Below are 16750 nucleotides of genomic sequence, written 5' to 3'. Positions count from 1 at the left end.
TCACCACTTCCCCATCGGGTGGGCACGAGCGACGACCTGCAGCTCGGCCAGCAGGTGTCCCATCGCCTCGGTGTGCTGGCCCTCGCGACCCAGCGGGCGGGTGCCCGAGGGCGGCACGTCCGGGCGCTCGACCCCGCTGGTGGCGAGGACGTGCTCGATCACGGCGTCGACCTCGTCGCTCAGCGTGCTCGGGTCGACCCCGAACGACTGCTCGGCGGCCACGGCCTCGATGTCGGAGCAGCGGGACAGCTCGGCGTACATGGGCCAGACGGTCTGCAACCCGGCGACGAGGCGGCGTCGGGACTCGTCGGTGCCGCGGGCGAGGGTGAGGAACCAGCGACCGGCGTAGTCGCGGTGGTAGGTGACCTCCTTGACGCCCTTCGCGGCGATGGCGGCGAGCACCGGGTCGACGCTGGAGGTGAGGCGCTGCAGCAGCGCGAGCCGGTGGCTCGCGAAGAGCAGGAGGCGCGCGATCGTGACCGCGAAGTCGCCGTTGACGGCCTCGACGTAGCGGACGTTGCGGAAGGCCGGCTCGTCGCGGAAGAACGCCAGCGCGTCCTCGGCTGGGACGGGAGAGCCCTCCGGCAGCACGGGGACGACGGACGGGTCGGCCGCCGCGGCGCGGGCGAGCAGCAGCCGCGCCCGGCCGAGCAGGTCGAGCGCGATGTTGGCCAGCGCGATGTCGTCCTCGAGGTCGGGCGCGTTGCTGGTCCACTCCGAGAGACGGTGGGCATAGATCAGCGCGTCGTCGCCGAGCATCAGGCAGTAGGCCGCCGGGGCGGCGCCGTCGACGCCTGCGGGGATCGTGGTGTCGACGCCCGCGAGCGGGTCCTCGAAGTCGGTGCCGAAGGCCCACTGCGAGGGGTCGCCGCCGAGCAGTCCGTCGTAGACGGAGTCGTGGTCGAGGTCGAGGTCGCGGCTTTCCATCACATGTGGGGTACGTCGTCGGGGATGGCGTAGAAGGTCGGGTGCCGGTAGACCTTGTCGCCCGCGGGCGCGAACAGCGGGTCCTTCTCGTCGGGACTGGACGCCACGATCAGGTCGGCGCGGACCGCCCAGATGCTGACGCCCTCGTTGCGGCGGGTGTAGACGTCGCGGGCGTGCCGGACCGCCATCTCGTCGTCCGCCGCGTGCAGCGAGCCGACGTGGACGTGGTTGAGGCCGCGCTTGCCGCGAACGAAGATCTCGTAGAGGGGCCACTCGGGCTGGACTGTCACTGGGTCTCCTCGGTTTCGACACGGCGCTGGCGCGCCTGCTCAACCAGCGGAGCCGGCGCCTGCTCAACCAGCGTCGATGCAGCGAAGGCGGTGGCTGCTTCGCGGACCCACGCACCCTCGTCGTGGGCGCGCTTGCGGTGGGCGATGCGCTGGGCGTTGCAGGGACCGGAGCCGCGCACGACGGCGGCGAACTCGTCCCAGTCGGGCTGGCCGAAGTCGTGGTGGCCGCGCTCCTCGTTCCACGTCAGGTCGGGGTCGGGCAGCGTGACGCCGAGGGCCTTGGCCTGCGGGACGGACATGTCGACGAACTTCTGCCGCAGGTCGTCGTTGGTGTCGCGCTTGATCCCCCACGCCATCGACTGCGCGGTGTTGGGCGACTCGGTGTCGGGCGGGCCGAACATCATCAGCGCCGGCCACCAGAAGCGGTCGACCGACTCCTGCACCACCATCGCGCTGCTCGTCGGTGCCGGACATCATCGTCATCAGCAGCTCGAATCCCTGCCGTTGGTGGAAGGACTCCTCCTTGCAGATGCGGATCATCGCGCGCCCGTAGGGGCCGTAGGACGTGCGACAGAGCGGCACCCGGTTGCAGATCGCTGCACCGTCCACGAGCCATCCGATGGTGCCGACGTCGGCGTACGACAGGGTCGGGTAGTTGAAGATGGAGGAGTACTTCTGCTTGCCGGAGATCAGCTTCTCGGTGAGCTCGCCGCGGGTGACGCCCAGCGTCTCGGCGGCGGAGTAGAGGTAGAGGCCGTGGCCGGCCTCGTCCTGCACCTTGGCGAGCAGGATCGCCTTGCGGCGGAGGCTCGGCGCGCGGGTCAGCCAGTTGCCCTCGGGCTGCATGCCGATGATCTCGGAGTGGGCGTGCTGCGCGACCTGGCGCACGAGCGTCGCGCGGTACTTGTCGGGCATCCAGTCGCGTGGCTCGATGCGGTCGTGGTGCTCGATCGTGCGCTCGAAGTCGGCTTCCAGAGTGGAGGTCACCGGGCCACCTTCCTTATTTACAGACCGATCGGTCGGTAATAGTCTGGCACGGTGACCTCAGACACCGCAATGCTCGCCAGCTACTCCTGCGGCACTGGTTCCGCGCCAGCGACGAGGGCGAGCCCCTCCTCGACGCGAGCACCGGTGAGGATGTCGCCCGGATCTCCTCGACCGGCCTCGACCTCGCCGCGATGACGGCCCACGCGCGGGAGGTGGGCGGGCCGGCGCTGCGAGCCCTGACCTTCCACGAGCGCGCCGCCGCGCTCAAGGCGATGGCGAAGATGCTCGGCGAGCACAAGGACGAGCTCTACGCCCTGTCCGCGCGCACCGGCGCGACCCAGCGTGACTCGATGGTGGACATCGACGGCGGCATCGGGACGGTCTTCTCGATCGCGTCGAAGGGCACCCGCGAGCTGCCGAACGACACCGTCGTGCTCGACGGCCAGCCCGAACGGCTCGGCCGGGAGGGCACGTTCCCGGGGCAGCACCTCTACACGTCGCGCCCCGGCGTCGCCGTACAGATCAATGCGTTCAACTTCCCGGTCTGGGGCATGCTCGAGAAGCTCGCACCCGCCTTCCTCGCCGGCCTGCCGACGATCGTCAAGCCCGCCAGCCAGACGGCCTACGTGACCGAGGCGGTCGTGCGCCGGATCATCGACTCGGGCCTCCTGCCGGAGGGGACCCTGCAGCTGCTGTGCGGGTCGCCCGCGGGGCTGCTCGACGAGCTCGGCGCCCGGGACTCGGTGGCCTTCACCGGCTCCGCGGCGACCGGCGCCCACCTGCGGCAGCACCCGTCCGTGCTGCACGGCGGCGTGCAGCTGGGCGTCGAGGCCGACTCGCTGAACTGCTCGATCCTCGGCACCGACGTCGGCGTCGACGACCCGGAGTTCGAGCTGTTCGTGAAGGGCGTCGTCACCGAGATGACGGTCAAGGCCGGCCAGAAGTGCACGGCGATCCGGCGCGTGATCGTGCCGTCCGGCATCGCCGACGACGTGGTCGCGGCGATCTCCGCCCGGCTCGCGAAGATCACCGTCGGCAACCCCACCAGTGAGGGCGTACGGATGGGGGCCCTTGCCTCGCTGGCCCAGCGCGACGAGGTGCGCAAGGCGGTCCCGGGCGCTGCGCGCGTCGGCCGAGATCGTCTTCGGCAACCCCGACGTCGTCGAGGTGGTCGACGCCGACGCGGAGACCGGCGCCTTCATGTCGCCGGTCCTGCTGCGCGCCCACCCCGGTGCCAGCGAGCCGCACGACGTCGAGCCCTTCGGCCCGGTCTCGACCGTCATCACCTACGACGACCTCGACGACGCGATCCGCCCGGCTGCCCGCGGCCGGGGTTCGCTGGTGGGGTCGATCGTCACCCACGACCCGTCGGTGGCGCGCACGCTCACCCTCGGCCTCGCGCCATGGCACGGACGCCTGCTCGTGCTCGACCGGGCGAGCGCTGCCGAGTCGACCGGTCACGGTTCGCCGCTGCCGGTGCTGGTCCACGGCGGCCCCGGTCGCGCCGGCGGTGGCGAGGAGCTCGGCGGCATCCGCGCCGTGCTGCACCACATGCAGCGCTCCGCGATCCGGGGGCTCCCCCGACATGTTGTCGGCGATCAGCGGCCAGTGGATCACCGGCGCCACTCGTACGGAGACCGACGTCCACCCCTTCCGCAAGTCGCTCGCCGACCTCGCGATCGGCGACACGATCAGCTCCCGCGTCGCGCACGGTGACGCTGGCGGACATCGAGCACTTCGCGGAGTTCACCGGCGACACGTTCTACGCGCACACCGACGAAGCGGCCGCCCGGAAGAACCCGCTCTTCGGCGGGATCGTGGCGCACGGCTACCTCGTCGTCTCGCTCGCCGCCGGCCTCTTCGTCGACCCCGACCCGGGTCCGGTGCTCGCCAACTTCGGCGTCGACCGGCTGCGGTTCCTCACGCCGGTCAAGGCCGACGACTCGATCCGAGTCACCTTGACGGTCAAGCAGATCACCCCGCGCTCCAACGCCGACTACGGCGAGGTTCGCTGGGACGCGACGGTCGTCAATGCCTCCGGCGAGCCGGTGGCGACGTACGACGTGCTGACACTGGTGGCGAAGACTGGCCTGCCTGACGGCCTTGTTTCTCCGCGAGATCGGAGGAGACTGGATGGACACGGTCCGCCGAAGGAGATGAGCGCCGTGATCACTCTCGGGCACGACCCGGACAGCATCCATCGAGACCTTGAGCACCGGCTCGCCCGGGCGTCCACGGCGCGGCCCGACGTGCGACATCCGCGTGACCACTACGGCGCCATCGACACCTTCCTCGCGGTGGCGAGTCGGCACAACGCCGGCATGGTGGATGCCATCGCACCACTGGTCCACCGGCTCCCCGACGGGCACGACCCGGCGGTCGACTTCGTGCACGCCAGCCGGCGCTACGAGGAGACGCTGGCGCAGGTCAAGGCCAAGCTCTACGGCTCGGCATATGCCGCCGAGCGCGGCTGGCGGTCGATCTGGCAGGACGTACGCCGCGAGTTCGACGTGGTCACCGAGATGGAGCGCCGCCTCGTGCAGATGCTGCTGGCCGAGCCGTCGCCCGAAGACCCGGCGACCCGACTTCACCATGCCACCTTGAAGGCGCCGACCCGGCCGCACCCGTTCATCCCCCACCGGGGCGTGCCGGGTCGGGTCGCGCGGATGGTGGCGCGGCGCATCGACCAGTTCTGGGACAGCGCAGAGGGACGGATGGTGCCCGAGCCGGTGCGCCACCACGACCGCGAGCACCTGGGGAAGCTCACGCAGTACCTCCCGGCCGATCCGCACCTGTCGGAGGACTGACCTCCGCGAGAATCACGCAGCGGCCGCCGTGGTCGCCGCCGGGGACAGTGCGCCCCGCACCACGTCGAGGACGTCGCCGACGACGTGGACGGTCAGCGTCTCGAGCACGTCGGCGGGCACGTCGTCGAGGTCCGGCTCGTTGCGCAGCGGCACGAAGACCTCCGTCAGGCCGTTGCGCTGGGCGGCGAGCAGCTTCTGCTTCAGCCCGCCGATCGGCAGCACCCGGCCGTTGAGCGTGACCTCGCCGGTCATGCCGACCTCGGACCGCACCGGCCGGCCGGTGGCCAGCGACGTCAGGGCGGTGACCATGGTGATGCCGGCGGACGGACCGTCCTTCGGGGTCGCCCCGGCCGGCACGTGCACGTGGATCGCCCGGTCGAGGAACGCCGGATCGACGCCGAGCTCGGCCGCGTGCGCGCGCACGAAGGTCAGCGCGATCTGGGCGGACTCCTTCATCACGTCGCCGAGCTGGCCGGTCAGGGTGAGCCCCGCAGGCCCGTCGTGCACGGACGCCTCGATGAAGAGCACGTCTCCGCCCATCCCGGTCACGGCGAGCCCAGTGGCGACGCCGGGCACCGAGGTGCGCTCGTGCGCCTCCGGGGTGAACCGCGGGCGCCCCACCAGCTCCTTGAGGTCGGGCAGGTCGACATCCACGCGCTCGGCGCCGGTCGCCGGCGGATCGCCGCCTTGCGCAGCGCCTTGGCGAGGAACCGCTCCATCTGCCGTACGCCCGCCTCACGCGTGTAGTTGGCCGCGATCTCGCGCAGCGCGGCGTCGGAGACCGTGACCTCGTCGGCGGTCAGCGCCGCCCGCTCGAGCTGTCGCGGCAGCAGGAAGTCACGTGCGATCGCGACCTTGTCGTCCTCGGTGTAGCCGTCGAGCGTGACCAGCTCCATCCGGTCCAGCAGCGCCTGCGGGATCTGCTCGACCACGTTGGCGGTGGCGATGAACAGCACGTCGGACAGGTCCGGGTCGAGCTCGAGGTAGTGGTCGCGGAACGTGTGGTTCTGCGCCGGGTCGAGCACCTCGAGCAGCGCCGCGGCCGGGTCGCCGCCGACGGTGCCGAATCCCGGGCGAGCGCCGAGCTTGTCGACCTCGTCGAGCAGGACGACCGGATTCATCGAACCGGCCTCCTTGATCGCCCGCACGATCCGGCCGGGCAGCGCCCCCACGTACGTCCGGCGGTGGCCCCGGATCTCGGCCTCGTCACGCACGCCACCCGGGGCGACGCGGACGAACTTGCGGCCGAGCGCGTGCGCGACCGACTCGCCGAGCGAGGTCTTCCCGACGCCGGGCGGACCGGCCAGCAGGACGACGGCACCCGAGCCGCGGCCGCCGACGACCCTGGAGGCCACGTTCGGCGCGACGGGCGCGCACGGCGAGGTACTCCACGATCCGTTCCTTCACCTCGTCGAGGCCGTGGTGGTCGGCGTCGAGCACGGCGCGGGCCGCGACGATGTCGGTGGAGTCGTCGGTCGTGACGTCCCGGGGCAGCTCGAGAACGGTGTCGAGCCAGGTGCGGATCCAGCCCGAGTCGGGACTCTGGTCGCTGGAGCGTTCGAGCTTGTCGACCTCGCGGAGCAGGGCCTCGCGCACGGCGTCGGGGACGTCGGCGGCCTCGACCCGGGCGCGGTAGTCGTCCGCCCCCTCGGGCTCGCCCTCGCCGAGCTCCTTGCGGATCGCGGCGAGCTGCTGGCGGAGCAGGAACTCGCGCTGGCTCTTCTCCATCCCCTCGCGGACGTCCTCGCCGATCTTGTCGGTCACCTCTGCCTCGGCGAGGTGGTCACGGGTCCACCCGATCAGGGTCTCGAGGCGGGACTCGACGTCGGGGTTCTCCGAGAGCTCACGCTTGCGGTCCGAGGAGAGGTACGGCGCATAGCCGGCCGCGTCCGCGATCGCGCTGGGATCGGACATCTGGTGGACCCGGTCGATGACCTGCCGGGCCTCGCGCCGCTGGAGGACGGCCACGACGAGGCGCTTGTAGTCCTCGGCCAGCTCGCGCGCACGCTCGGTGACGTGGTCCTCGACGGGCTCGACCTCGACCCAGAGAGCCGCACCGGGGCCGCTGACGCCGCTGCCGATCCGGCCGCGCTGCTCGGCCTTGAGCACGACGGCGGGACCGCCGCTGCTGAACCGTCCGACGCGCTCGACCGTGGCGATGACGCCGTGCGAGGCATAGCGGTCCTCGAGCCGCGGAGCGACGAGGACGCGGCCGTCGCCGCCGGCGCGGGCCGCATCGACTGCGGCATGGGAGGCGTCGTCGAGCTCGAGCGAGACCACCATCCCGGGGAGCACGACGATATCGGCGACGAACAGGACGGGAAGACTGGTGTGAGACATGAGGCGCTCGCTTTCGACAACCTTGAGTGGTGTCGACTCAACTATCGGCGTGGGTCCCGTGTTCCGCAGGACCGTCGTGTTCGTCCACAGCGAAATCGTCCCGCCTCAACCTCCGCAGCGCGGGAGGCTGTGGTTGCTAGGTGGATACCAAATCCCGGGAATCCGGTCCCCTCGGCGCGCTGGTAGGTAGCCGGTTACCAACCAACCCGGGAAGACCCCACGAATCGAGGGATTTGGTAACTACCCGGATACCGGGGTCACCACGAGCCCCAGCGCCGCGCACACCCCGAGCACCCGCAGCGTCGACCACTTCAGCCAGAAGACCATCGCCAGCGCGACGCCGGTCAGCGAGAACGCGACGGGGTCCCGGGTGGACAGGACCGGCAGCGACAGGTCGATCGGTCCCCACTGCAGCGAGCGGGCCGCGTCGAAGAGCGTGTGCAGCGCGAAGAACACCGCGAGGTTGGCGATCACCCCGACGACGGCCGCGGTCACGCCGGTCAGTGCGGCGCCGAGGTGGACGTTGCTGCGGGAGGCGCTCGACGTACGGCGCCCCCTGGGAAGATGAAGAGGAAGCACGGCACGAACGTCACCCACGTCACCAGCAGCGAGGCGAGGACGGCCGCGACCCACGGGTCGAGCGAGCCCGGCTGGCGGTAGGCGCCGACGAAGGCGACGAACTGCACGACCATGATCAGCGGCCCGGGCGTCGTCTCGGCGAGCGCGAGCCCGCGAACCATCTCGCCCGGGGCGAGCCAGCCGTAGACCCGGACGGCCTGCTGGGCGACGTACGACAGGACGGCGTAGGCCCCGCCGAAGGTGACCACCGCGGCGCCGGAGAAGAACAGTCCCCGGTCGACGAAGACGCTGTCGCGGGAGAAGAGGAGTGCCGCGACCGCGACCGGGGTGAACCACAGCACCAGTCCGACCCCCGGGATCGTCAACGCCCGTCGGGTCGAGGGCCCCTCGCGGTGGAGCGTGTCGTCGCTGATCAGCGGCGGGGGTACGTCGCCTGCCGCCCCGTGTCCGGACGGCGCGACGCCGACGAGGCCCCGCAGCAGCCACCCGAGCACGGCCGCGGCCGGGACAACGAGCGGGAAGGGCACGCCGAAGGCCGTCAGGGCGACGAAGGACGCCACCGCCATCACCACGAGCAGCGGGTGGAAGAGCGCGCGCCCGGACACGCGACCCACCGCGTGCACGACGATCGCGATCACCGCGGGGCGCGAGCCCGACGAAGAGGCCGGTCACCACGGAGGTGTCGCCGGCGCCGATGTAGACCGCGGACAGCGCCAGCATCGCCAGCATCCCGGGCAGCACGAACAGGAATCCGGCGATCAGTCCGCCGAGGCTGCCGTTGAGCAGCCAGCCGGTGTAGATCGCGAGCTGTTGGGCCTCGGGGCCGGGCAGCAGCATGCAGTAGTTGAGCGCGTGCAGGAACCGCTGCTGCCCGATCCAGCGCTTCTCGTCGACGAGCTTGTGCTGCATGACGGCGATCTGGCCGGCCGGGCCGCCGAAGGTCTGCAGCGAGATCGCGAACCGGGTCTTCGTCGCCTCGCGGAGCGGGACGACGTCGCCCGTCCGGTCGCGCAGGCGGCTCACACCAGCGCCCCGTCGACGCGGGTGATCGAGCCGTTGGGCACGTAGACCCACGGGACCTCTGTCATCGGGTGTCCCTCGAGGTGGGCGAGGGCGGAGCGGATCGCGTCGCCGTGGCTGACCGGGACGGTGGCCACGTCGGGGTCGATCTGGGACAGGAGCTTGGCCGGGGGCGTCGCCGTACGGCGCCCACGGACTCGCCCCCTGCCATCGGCAGCTCAGGATCGGACCAGTCGTGCTGCTCGGCCTCGGCCCGAGTCTCCTCGTAGGCGCGGCCCTCCAACGAGCCGAGGTGCTGCTCGCGCAGGCGCGCGTCGAGGGCCGGTTCGACGCCGAGCCGCTCCCCCGATGATGTCGGCCGTCTCGACCGCGCGGGTCAGGTCGCTGGTGAGCAGCCGCACGGGACGGCTGGCCAGCCCGAGCGCGAGTGAGTCGGCCGCGGCGGCTGCCTGCGCACGGCCCGTCGGGGTCAACCGCGGATGCATCGTCTGGCCCCGGGTGAGCCGGAGGACGTTCCACTCGGACTGCCCGTGCCTGACGAGATAGACCGGGCGCGCACGGCGCACAGTCTCCACTACGCTGGCAACGCCCATGGCATGAGGAACCCGGTGAGACTCCGGGGCGGTTCCGCCACTGTGAGATCCCACCCTGCACATCAGGCAGAGGGGATCGAGCCAGACACTCAGCACGGGCACATCCGACCGTTAGCCGGGGCGAGAACCCCGGAGGAGGAACATCCGCCGTGCGTATCGCCCTGCTCTCCACGTCCGACACCGACCTGCTCAGCGCCCGGGGATCCGGCGCCGACTACGTCGTCGCCAACCCGGTCCGATCGGGCCAGCCGCTGGCCGATCTCGTCGACGGCTGCGACCTCGTCGTCATCCGGTTGCTCGGTTCCCCGCAGGACCTGATGCCCGGCTTTGCCGAGCTGGCCGCGAACAGGCCCGTCGTCGTGCTCGGCGGCGAGCAGACGCCCAGCGCCGAGCTGATGGAGATGTCGTCGGTGCCGATCGGCATCGCGGCCGAGGCCCACCGCTACCTCGCCGAGGGCGGTCCGGCCAACCTGCGCCAGCTGCACGCGTTCCTGTCCGACACGGTGCTGCTGACCGGCGAGGGCTTCGAGGCGCCGGCCGTCCTGCCGGCCCGGGGGTACGCCGAGCGGCCCTTGGTTTCGACACGCTCGTCCCTCGCTGCTCAACCGGCGGGGGAAAGCCTGCCGCGCATCGGGGTGCTCTACTACCGCGCGCACGAGGCGAGCGGCAACACCGCGTTCGCGCACGCCCCCGGCCGACGCGGTCGACGCAACCGGCCGGGCCATCGGCGTACCCATCTTCGCGGGATCGCTGCGCGCCGCGCCGGACGAGCTCTACACCGAGCTCAGCACCCTCGACGCGCTCATCGTGACCGTCCTCGCGGCCGGTGGCAGCGTGCCGTCGACCGCCAGCGCGGGCGGCGACGACGAGGCCCGGGACGTGGCTCGCATGGCGGCGCTCGACATCCCGGTCATCCGGGGCCTGTGCCTGACCAGCAGCCGCGCGGACTGGCTCGCGTCCGACGACGGCGTCACGCCGCTCGACTCCGCCACCCAGATCGCGATCCCGGAGTTCGACGGCCGGATCATCACCGCACCCTTCTCCTTCAAGGAGATCGACGGCGACGGCCTCCCCCACTACGTCGCCGACCCCGAGCGCTGCGCGCGGGTCGCCGGCATCGCGGTCCGGCACGCGCGACTGCGCACGATCCCCAACGCCGACAAGAAGCTCGCCCTCGTGCTGTCGGCCTACCCGACCAAGCACTCGCGCATCGGCAACGCGGTCGGCCTCGACACCCCGGTCTCCGCCATCCGGCTGCTGCGCGAGCTCCGGGACGCGGGCTACGACCTCGGGGTTTCGACAAGCTCAACCGGCGAGGCGGCGGTCGTCGACATCATCGACATGGCCGACGACACCGAGGCCGGCGACGCCCTGATCCACGCGCTGATCGCCGCCGGTGGCCGGGACGAGGAGTGGCTGACCAGCGCGCAGCTGACCGACGCGCACGTGCGGATCAGCGCATCGTCGTACGACGAGTGGACCCGTGACCTGCCCGCCGACCTGCGCGACGCGATGGTCGAGGCGTGGGGCCCGGCACCCGGCACGCTCTTCGTCAACGACGACAACGAGCTGGTGCTCGCGACCCCGGTCGCCGGCAACGTCGTGCTGCTGATCCAGCCGCCGCGCGGCTTCGGCGAGAACCCGGTCGCGATCTACCACGACCCCGACCTCGCGCCGAGCCACCACTACCTCGGCGCCTACCGCTGGCTCGACCGCGGCTTCGGCGTCGACGCGATCGTGCACCTCGGCAAGCACGGGTCGCTCGGAGTGGCTGCCCGGCAAGAACGCCGCGCTCTCCGCCTCCTGCGGCACCGACGCGGCGCTCGGCGACCTGCCGCTGATCTATCCCTTCCTCGTCAACGACCCGGGCGAGGGCGCGCAGGCCAAGCGCCGCGCGCACGCGACGATCGTCGACCACCTCGTGCCGCCGATGGCTCGCGCCGAGGCGTACGGCGACATTGCCCGTCTCGAGCAGCTGCTGGACGAGTACTCCAACATCGCGGCGATGGACCCGGCCAAGCTGCCCGCGGTCCGCGGCGAGATCTGGACCCTGATGAAGGCCGCCGAGCTGCATCGCGACCTCGGGCTCGACGAACGGCCGGACGACGAGGACTTCGACGACTTCATCCTGCACGTCGACGGGTGGCTGTGCGAGATCAAGGACGCACAGATCCGCGACGGGCTGCACGTCCCGGGCGAGGCGCCGATCGGCGAGGCGAGGGTCAACCTCGTGCTCGCGATCCTGCGCGCGGCCCGGAGTCTGGGGCGGGGTCGGCAATGCCGTCCCCGGCCTCCGCGCGGCCCCGGGTCTCGTCGACGTCGACGCCGCCACGGGGGCGGCCGTGGATGTCTTCGAGGCCCGGGCCCGCGGTCTGGTCGAGCAGATGGAGAAGTCGGGCTGGGACCCGGCCGCCGCGATCGATCTCCATGACGACCCGGACGTGCAGCGGGTGCTGGCCTTCGCGGCCACCGAGGTCGTCCCGCGCCCGGCCGGCACGACGGACGAGCTGACCGCCGTGCTGCACGCCCTCGACGGCGGCTTCATCCCCGCCGGTCCGAGCGGCTCCCCGCTGCGCGGGCTGGTCAACGTGCTGCCGACCGGCCGCAACTTCTACACCGTCGACCCCCGCGCGGTGCCGTCCCGGCTGGCGTGGCAGACCGGCCGGGCGATGGCCGACTCGCTGCTGAACCGCTACCTCGACGAGACCGGGTCCTACCCCGCGTCCGTCGGCCTGTCCGTATGGGGCACCTCCGCGATGCGCACCTCCGGCGACGACATCGCCGAGGTGCTCGCGCTCCTCGGCGTACGCCCCGAGTGGGACGCCGAGTCGCGCCGCGTGCGTGAGCTCACCGTGGTCCCGCTGTCCGAGCTGGGCCGGCCGCGCATCGACGTCACCGTCCGCATCTCCGGCTTCTTCCGCGACGCCTTCCCCCACGTCGTGGCGATGCTCGACGACGCCGTGCGGATGGTCGCCGCGCTGGAGGAGTCCGACCGGGACAACTACGTCCGCGCGCACGCACGAGCCGACGTGGCCGAGCACGGCGACGAGCGTCGCGCCACGACGCGGATCTTCGGGTCCAAGCCCGGGTCCTACGGCGCCGGCATCCTGCAGGTCGTCGAGTCGGGTTCGTGGCGCGACGACAAGGACCCGGCCGAGGTCTACACCGCGTGGGGCGGCTTCGCCTACGGCCGCGACCTCGACGGCGCCCCGGCGGCCGACGACATGCGCGCCAACTACCGCCGGATCAAGGTGGCGGCGAAGAACGTCGACAGCGTCGAGCACGACATCGCCGACTCCGACGACTACTTCCAGTACCACGGCGGCATGATCGCGACCGTCCGCGCGCTGACGGGCTCGGACCCCAAGGCCTACGTCGGCGACTCGACCTCGCCCGACGCAGTCCGCACCCGCACCCCGGCCGAGGAGACCGCCCGCGTCTTCCGCTCCCGCGTCGTCAACCCGCGCTGGATCGCGGCGATGCAGCGCCACGGCTACAAGGGCGCCTTCGAGCTGGCCGCGACCGTCGACTACCTCTACGGCTTCGACGCCACTGCCGGTGTCGTGCACGACTGGATGTACGAGAAGCTCGCGACCGAGTACGTCCTCGACGAGACCAACCGGGCCTTCCTGCGTACGTCGAACCCGTGGGCGCTGCGAGGGATCGTCGAGCGCCTCCACGAGGCCGCCGAGCGCGGGCTGTGGGAGTCGCCGGACCCGGACGTCATGGCCGCGATGCAGCAGGTCTACCTCGAGGTCGAGGGCGACCCGGGAGGACGACGGCGCGTGAGGGTCCGGCTGCTCGGCGTCGGGATGGGGCCGCGGCACGTGACCTCCGAGGTCGCCGCCGCGCTGCGCTCGTGCGACTACGTGGTGGCCGCCAGCAAGACCGCCGACGACGAGCTGCTCGCCGTGCGGCAGGCGATCTGCGACGAGCACGGCGTCGAGCTGGTCGCGGTCCCGGATCCTCCGCGCGACCGGGCCGATCCCGCGGACTACCCCGGCGCCGTCCGCGACTGGCACGACGCCCGCGCTGCGGCGTACGCCTCCGTGCTGCGCGAGCGCGGCGGCACCGCCGCCTTCCCCGGTCTGGGGAGACCCATCGCTCTACGACTCGACGATCCGCGTGGTGTCTCGCGTGGCCGCCTCGGTCGGTGCCGAGTGGGACGTGCTGCCCGGGGTGAGCGCCCCGTCGGTGCTCGCCGCCAGCCACCGGATCGTGCTGCACGAGGTCGGCCAGCCGGTGCACGTCACGACTGCCCGGCGACTGCGCGACGACATCGCCGCTGGGCAGACCAACCTCGTCGTGATGCTCACCGGCCAGCTCGACCTGACCGGCCTCGACGACTGGTCGATCTGGTGGGGGGCCAACCCGGGCACGGACTCCGAGGAGCTCGTGGCCGGCCGGGTCGGCGACGTGCTCGCCGATCTCGACGACGCCGCGGGCGCGTGCGAAGGCGACGGCCGGCTGGGTGATGGACGCGTATCTCCTGAGGGGACCTTCGTGAGCCTCCTGATCGCCGGCACCACCTCCGACGCCGGCAAGAGCGTCGTGACGACCGGCCTGTGCCGCGCGTTCGCGCGGCGCGGGGTCAGCGTTGCGCCGTACAAGGCCCAGAACATGTCGAACAACTCGATGGTCTGCGTGGCCGCGGACGGGACCACCGCCGAGATCGGGCGTGCGCAGTGGGTGCAGGCGTTCGCCGCGCGGGTGACGCCCGAGCCCGCGATGAACCCCGTCCTGCTCAAGCCCGGCTCCGACCAGCGCAGCCACGTCGTGCTGATGGGACAACCCGCTGGCGACGTGTCGTCCCACGACTGGGAGTCGGGTCGGCGGCACTTGGCGCAGGCGGCGCATGCGGCCTACGACGACCTGTCCGCGCGCTTCGAGATCGTCGTCGCCGAGGGCGCGGGCAGCCCGACCGAGATCAATCTCCGCGCCAGCGACTACGTCAACATGGGGCTCGCCCAGCACGCGTCGATCCCGACCGTGGTGGTCGGCGACATCGACCGGGGCGGGGTGTTCGCGGCGATGTTCGGGACGGTCGCGCTCCTCTCGGCTCAGGACCGGGCGCTGATCGCAGGCTTCGTCGTGAACAAGTTCAGGGGCGACGTCTCGCTGCTGACGCCGGGCATCGACTCCCTCGAGTCCCTGACGGGACGACGCGTCTTCGGCGTGCTGCCGTGGGACGCGGGACTCTGGCTCGACTCCGAGGACGCGCTCGACCTCGACGGACGCCGGGCCGCCTCGAGTGCGGCCCGCAAGGTCGCGGTCGTGCGACTCCCCCGGATCAGCAACTTCACCGACCTCGACGCGCTCGGGCTCGAACCCGACCTCGACGTCGTCTTCGCCGCCGACCCGCGCGACCTCGCCGACGCCGACCCGGTCGTGCTGCCGGGCACCCGCGCGACGATCAGCGACCTCGCCCGGCTGCGGTCTCGTGGTCTCGATGACGCGATCGTCGAGCACGCGCGTCGCGGCCGGCCGGTGCTCGGCATCTGCGGCGGCTTCCAGATGCTCGGTGCGGCTGTCGACGATCCGGACGGTGTCGAGGGGTTGCCGGGTGCCTCGGTGCCGGGGCTCGGGCTGCTCGACGTGACGACGACGTTCGGGACCGACAAGGTCCTTCGCCTTCCGTCCGGTACGGCGCTGGGCGCACCCGCCCACGGCTACGAGATCCACCACGGCCGGATCACGGTCGGCTCCGGCGAGGAATTCCTCGGCGGCGCGCGCGACGGACTCGTCTTCGGGACGATGTGGCACGGCAGCCCGGAGGGTGACGACCTGAGGCGCGCGTTCCTGCACGAGGCGCTGGGCCTGTCGGCGTCCGACGTCTCCTTCCCCGTCGCTCGTGAGCGACGGCTCGACCTGCTCGGCGACCCGGTCGAGGAGCACCTCGACGTCGACGCGCTGCTCGCCCTCGCTCGCGACGGGGCCCCGAAGGACCTGAAGGTCCTGCCGCCCGGAGGTGCGTCATGAGGTTGCTCCTGCTCGGAGGCACCAGCGAGGCCCGCGAGCTCGCCGCCGACCTCGTCGACGCCGGCATCGACGTCACCTCCTCCCTTGCGGGCCGGGTCGCCCGTCCCCGGCTGCCGGTCGGGAAGGTGCGCATCGGCGGCTTCGGCGGGGTGGACGGCCTGCGCGCCGCGCTGGCCGACTACGACGCCGTCGTCGACGCGACCCACCCGTTCGCGCAGGGCATGACCGCCAACGCGGCTGCTGCCTGCACCGACCTGCCGCTGCTGCGGCTCGCAAGACCCGGCTGGGAGCCGGATCCTTCGTGGCACTTCGTCGACACCCACGCACAGGCCGCGGTGACCGCCGCGTCACTCGGCGGGCGCCCCTTCCTCACCGTCGGTCGGCAGGAGCTCGCCTCGTTCGTCCCGGCGCTCGGTCCACTGCCGGCGCTGGCGCGCGTCGTCGACGTACCCACCCTCGACCTGCCGCCCGCGTGGGAGCTGCTCACCAGCCGCGGGCCCTACGGGCTCGACGGCGAGCTGCTGCTGATGCGCCGGCACCGCACCGACGTGCTGGTCACCAAGGACTCCGGCGGCTCCTACACCGGGCCCAAGCTCGAGGCGGCCGCCCGCCCGGGCGTCGCCGTCGTCGTCGTACGGCGACCGCCCGCCCCGGCAGGGGTCCGCACCGTCGACGAGGTCGCCGACGCGGTGGCCCGGGTCAGGGAGCTGGCATGAAGGTCCTCGTCACGGGCGGTGTCCGCTCGGGCAAGTCCCGGCACGCGGAGTCGCTGCTCTCCGGTCCGGTGTCCTACGTCGCACCCGGGCCCACCAACGACTCCGACCCTGACTGGCTCGCCCGGATCGCGGCCCACCGGGCCAGACGACCCGCGTCGTGGACGACGGTGGAGACCCGCGACCTCGTCTCGGCCCTCGCCCTCGATGGGCCCGTCCTCGTCGACTGCCTCGGCACTGGCTGACGGGCGTCCCTCGACGAGCGCGAGCTGTGGGACGCGTCCGCGCCCGAAGTCACAGCGGTGGTCGACGGCCTGCTCGACGACGTGGTCGCCGTGCTGACCGACCGCGACGACGTGGTGCTCGTGACGAACGAGGTCGGGCTCGGCGTCGTACCCGTCCATCGCTCCGGACGCCTCTTCCGCGACCTGCTCGGGCTCGTCAACCAGCGCCTCGCGGCAGCCTGCGACGAGGTGCACCTCGTGATCGCCGGCCGGGTGCTGAAGCTGTGAGCC

General features: G+C 72.1%; 14 protein-coding genes, 9 pseudogenes and 1 riboswitch. Of the genes and pseudogenes, 10 read left to right on the top strand and 13 right to left on the bottom strand.

Annotation, left to right across the window (positions count from 1 at the left end):
• The 5 genes and pseudogenes from paaC to LP418_RS19905 all read right to left on the bottom strand — a co-directional run bounded on the left by paaC (position 1) and on the right by LP418_RS19905 (position 2407).
• Complete coding sequence (paaC, locus tag LP418_RS19925; protein WP_257953369.1) at positions 1-927, bottom strand: 1,2-phenylacetyl-CoA epoxidase subunit PaaC; 927 nt, start codon at positions 925-927, stop codon at positions 1-3.
• Positions 927-1217, bottom strand: coding sequence for a 1,2-phenylacetyl-CoA epoxidase subunit PaaB (gene paaB, locus LP418_RS19920; protein ID WP_257953368.1), 291 nt, complete (start codon positions 1215-1217; stop codon positions 927-929). The genes paaC and paaB overlap by 1 nt, the downstream gene beginning before the upstream one ends.
• Complete coding sequence (locus LP418_RS19915; protein ID WP_257957114.1) at positions 1214-1618, bottom strand: Phenylacetic acid catabolic protein; 405 nt, start codon at positions 1616-1618, stop codon at positions 1214-1216. The genes paaB and LP418_RS19915 overlap by 4 nt, the downstream gene beginning before the upstream one ends.
• 106 nt (positions 1619-1724) lie before the next feature.
• Positions 1725-2132 (bottom strand): annotated as a pseudogene (locus LP418_RS19910) (Phenylacetic acid catabolic protein); the annotation flags it as partial.
• A 152-nt stretch (positions 2133-2284) separates the two neighbouring features.
• On the bottom strand, positions 2285-2407 hold the full coding sequence (locus tag LP418_RS19905) for a hypothetical protein (RefSeq protein WP_257957278.1): 123 nt from the start codon (positions 2405-2407) through the stop codon (positions 2285-2287).
• Between LP418_RS19905 and LP418_RS31240 the strand changes: the two are divergent.
• Positions 2366-3530 (top strand): annotated as a pseudogene (locus LP418_RS31240) (3,4-dehydroadipyl-CoA semialdehyde dehydrogenase); the annotation flags it as partial. The gene LP418_RS19905 and the pseudogene LP418_RS31240 overlap by 42 nt on opposite strands.
• A 77-nt stretch (positions 3531-3607) precedes the next feature.
• Entirely contained in the window at positions 3608-5011 is a 1404-nt protein-coding gene (locus tag LP418_RS31230) for a MaoC/PaaZ C-terminal domain-containing protein (protein ID WP_336276107.1), read from the top strand.
• 12 nt (positions 5012-5023) lie between these two features.
• Here the strand turns inward: LP418_RS31230 and LP418_RS19895 are convergent, their stop codons facing one another.
• The 8 genes and pseudogenes from LP418_RS19895 to LP418_RS19865 all read right to left on the bottom strand — a co-directional run bounded on the left by LP418_RS19895 (position 5024) and on the right by LP418_RS19865 (position 9525).
• Positions 5024-5632: a S16 family serine protease gene (locus tag LP418_RS19895; RefSeq protein WP_257953367.1), complete on the bottom strand. Its 609-nt coding sequence runs from the start codon at positions 5630-5632 to the stop codon at positions 5024-5026.
• Positions 5557-6318, bottom strand: a complete 762-nt coding sequence (locus LP418_RS19890; protein ID WP_257957112.1) for an AAA family ATPase — start codon at positions 6316-6318, stop codon at positions 5557-5559. The genes LP418_RS19895 and LP418_RS19890 overlap by 76 nt, the downstream gene beginning before the upstream one ends.
• The gene (locus tag LP418_RS19885) at positions 6218-7351 is read right to left on the bottom strand and encodes an LON peptidase substrate-binding domain-containing protein (protein ID WP_257953366.1); all 1134 of its coding nucleotides are present in this window, start codon (positions 7349-7351) and stop codon (positions 6218-6220) included. The genes LP418_RS19890 and LP418_RS19885 overlap by 101 nt, the downstream gene beginning before the upstream one ends.
• 500 nt (positions 7352-7851) lie before the next feature.
• Positions 7852-8496 carry a chromate transporter gene (locus LP418_RS19880; RefSeq protein WP_257957111.1) on the bottom strand — a complete coding sequence of 215 codons (645 nt, stop codon included), beginning with the start codon at positions 8494-8496 and terminating at the stop codon, positions 7852-7854.
• A gap of 88 nt (positions 8497-8584) precedes the next feature.
• Positions 8585-8953, bottom strand: a pseudogene (locus tag LP418_RS19875) (chromate transporter); the annotation flags it as partial.
• A pseudogene (locus tag LP418_RS19870) lies at positions 8950-9069 on the bottom strand (hypothetical protein); the annotation flags it as partial. The pseudogenes LP418_RS19875 and LP418_RS19870, both read right to left, overlap by 4 nt.
• Complete coding sequence (locus LP418_RS33960; protein ID WP_442940289.1) at positions 9015-9257, bottom strand: hypothetical protein; 243 nt, start codon at positions 9255-9257, stop codon at positions 9015-9017. The pseudogene LP418_RS19870 and the gene LP418_RS33960, both read right to left, overlap by 55 nt.
• Positions 9169-9525 (bottom strand): phosphoglycerate mutase family protein, encoded by a 357-nt coding sequence (locus tag LP418_RS19865; protein WP_257953364.1) that lies wholly within the window; start codon positions 9523-9525, stop codon positions 9169-9171. The genes LP418_RS33960 and LP418_RS19865 overlap by 89 nt, the downstream gene beginning before the upstream one ends.
• 23 nt (positions 9526-9548) lie before the next feature.
• Positions 9549-9634: riboswitch (cobalamin riboswitch) on the top strand.
• 226 nt (positions 9635-9860) lie between these two features.
• On the opposite strand from LP418_RS19865, the pseudogene LP418_RS19860 reads away from it, so the two are divergent.
• The 8 genes and pseudogenes from LP418_RS19860 to LP418_RS19830 form a co-directional block, all read left to right on the top strand.
• A pseudogene (locus tag LP418_RS19860) lies at positions 9861-10172 on the top strand (hypothetical protein); the annotation flags it as partial.
• Positions 10141-11247, top strand: a pseudogene (locus LP418_RS19855) (cobaltochelatase subunit CobN); the annotation flags it as partial. The pseudogenes LP418_RS19860 and LP418_RS19855, both read left to right, overlap by 32 nt.
• A 67-nt stretch (positions 11248-11314) precedes the next feature.
• On the top strand, positions 11315-11974 hold the full coding sequence (locus tag LP418_RS19850; RefSeq protein ID WP_257957110.1) for a cobaltochelatase subunit CobN: 660 nt from the start codon (positions 11315-11317) through the stop codon (positions 11972-11974).
• Positions 11928-13202, top strand: a pseudogene (locus LP418_RS19845) (cobaltochelatase subunit CobN); the annotation flags it as partial. The gene LP418_RS19850 and the pseudogene LP418_RS19845, both read left to right, overlap by 47 nt.
• Positions 13203-13668: 466 nt before the next feature.
• A pseudogene (locus LP418_RS33955) lies at positions 13669-13806 on the top strand (precorrin-6A synthase (deacetylating)); the annotation flags it as partial.
• Positions 13807-13851: 45 nt separating this feature from the next.
• Entirely contained in the window at positions 13852-15522 is a 1671-nt protein-coding gene (locus LP418_RS19840) for a cobyric acid synthase (RefSeq protein WP_442940288.1), read from the top strand.
• Complete coding sequence (locus LP418_RS19835) at positions 15519-16238, top strand: cobalt-precorrin-6A reductase (RefSeq protein ID WP_257953362.1); 720 nt, start codon at positions 15519-15521, stop codon at positions 16236-16238. The genes LP418_RS19840 and LP418_RS19835 overlap by 4 nt, the downstream gene beginning before the upstream one ends.
• Positions 16235-16747, top strand: a pseudogene (locus tag LP418_RS19830) (bifunctional adenosylcobinamide kinase/adenosylcobinamide-phosphate guanylyltransferase). Before LP418_RS19835 ends, LP418_RS19830 begins: the two are co-directional and overlap by 4 nt.
• Positions 16748-16750: the final 3 nt, after the last annotated feature.

It is taken from the genome of Nocardioides sp. B-3 (assembly GCF_024703895.1).
GTDB lineage: Bacteria > Actinomycetota > Actinomycetes > Propionibacteriales > Nocardioidaceae > Nocardioides.
Note: the sequence above shows the minus strand (reverse complement) of the source record. Positions and strands in the feature narration are given on the sequence as shown.

Excerpts from the sequence above, each read along its gene's own strand:
- LP418_RS19915 (WP_257957114.1), bottom strand. The coding sequence starts at position 1,618 with ATGTTCGGCCCGCCCGACACCGAGTCGCCCAACACCGCGCAGTCGATG.
- LP418_RS19880 (WP_257957111.1), bottom strand. The coding sequence starts at position 8,496 with ATGGCGGTGGCGTCCTTCGTCGCCCTGACGGCCTTCGGCGTGCCCTTC.
- LP418_RS19885 (WP_257953366.1), bottom strand. The coding sequence starts at position 7,351 with ATGTCTCACACCAGTCTTCCCGTCCTGTTCGTCGCCGATATCGTCGTG.
- LP418_RS19835 (WP_257953362.1), top strand. The coding sequence starts at position 15,519 with ATGAGGTTGCTCCTGCTCGGAGGCACCAGCGAGGCCCGCGAGCTCGCC.
- paaC (WP_257953369.1), bottom strand. The coding sequence starts at position 927 with ATGGAAAGCCGCGACCTCGACCTCGACCACGACTCCGTCTACGACGGA.
- LP418_RS31230 (WP_336276107.1), top strand. The coding sequence starts at position 3,608 with ATGGCACGGACGCCTGCTCGTGCTCGACCGGGCGAGCGCTGCCGAGTC.
- LP418_RS19840 (WP_442940288.1), top strand. The coding sequence starts at position 13,852 with ATGCTCACCGGCCAGCTCGACCTGACCGGCCTCGACGACTGGTCGATC.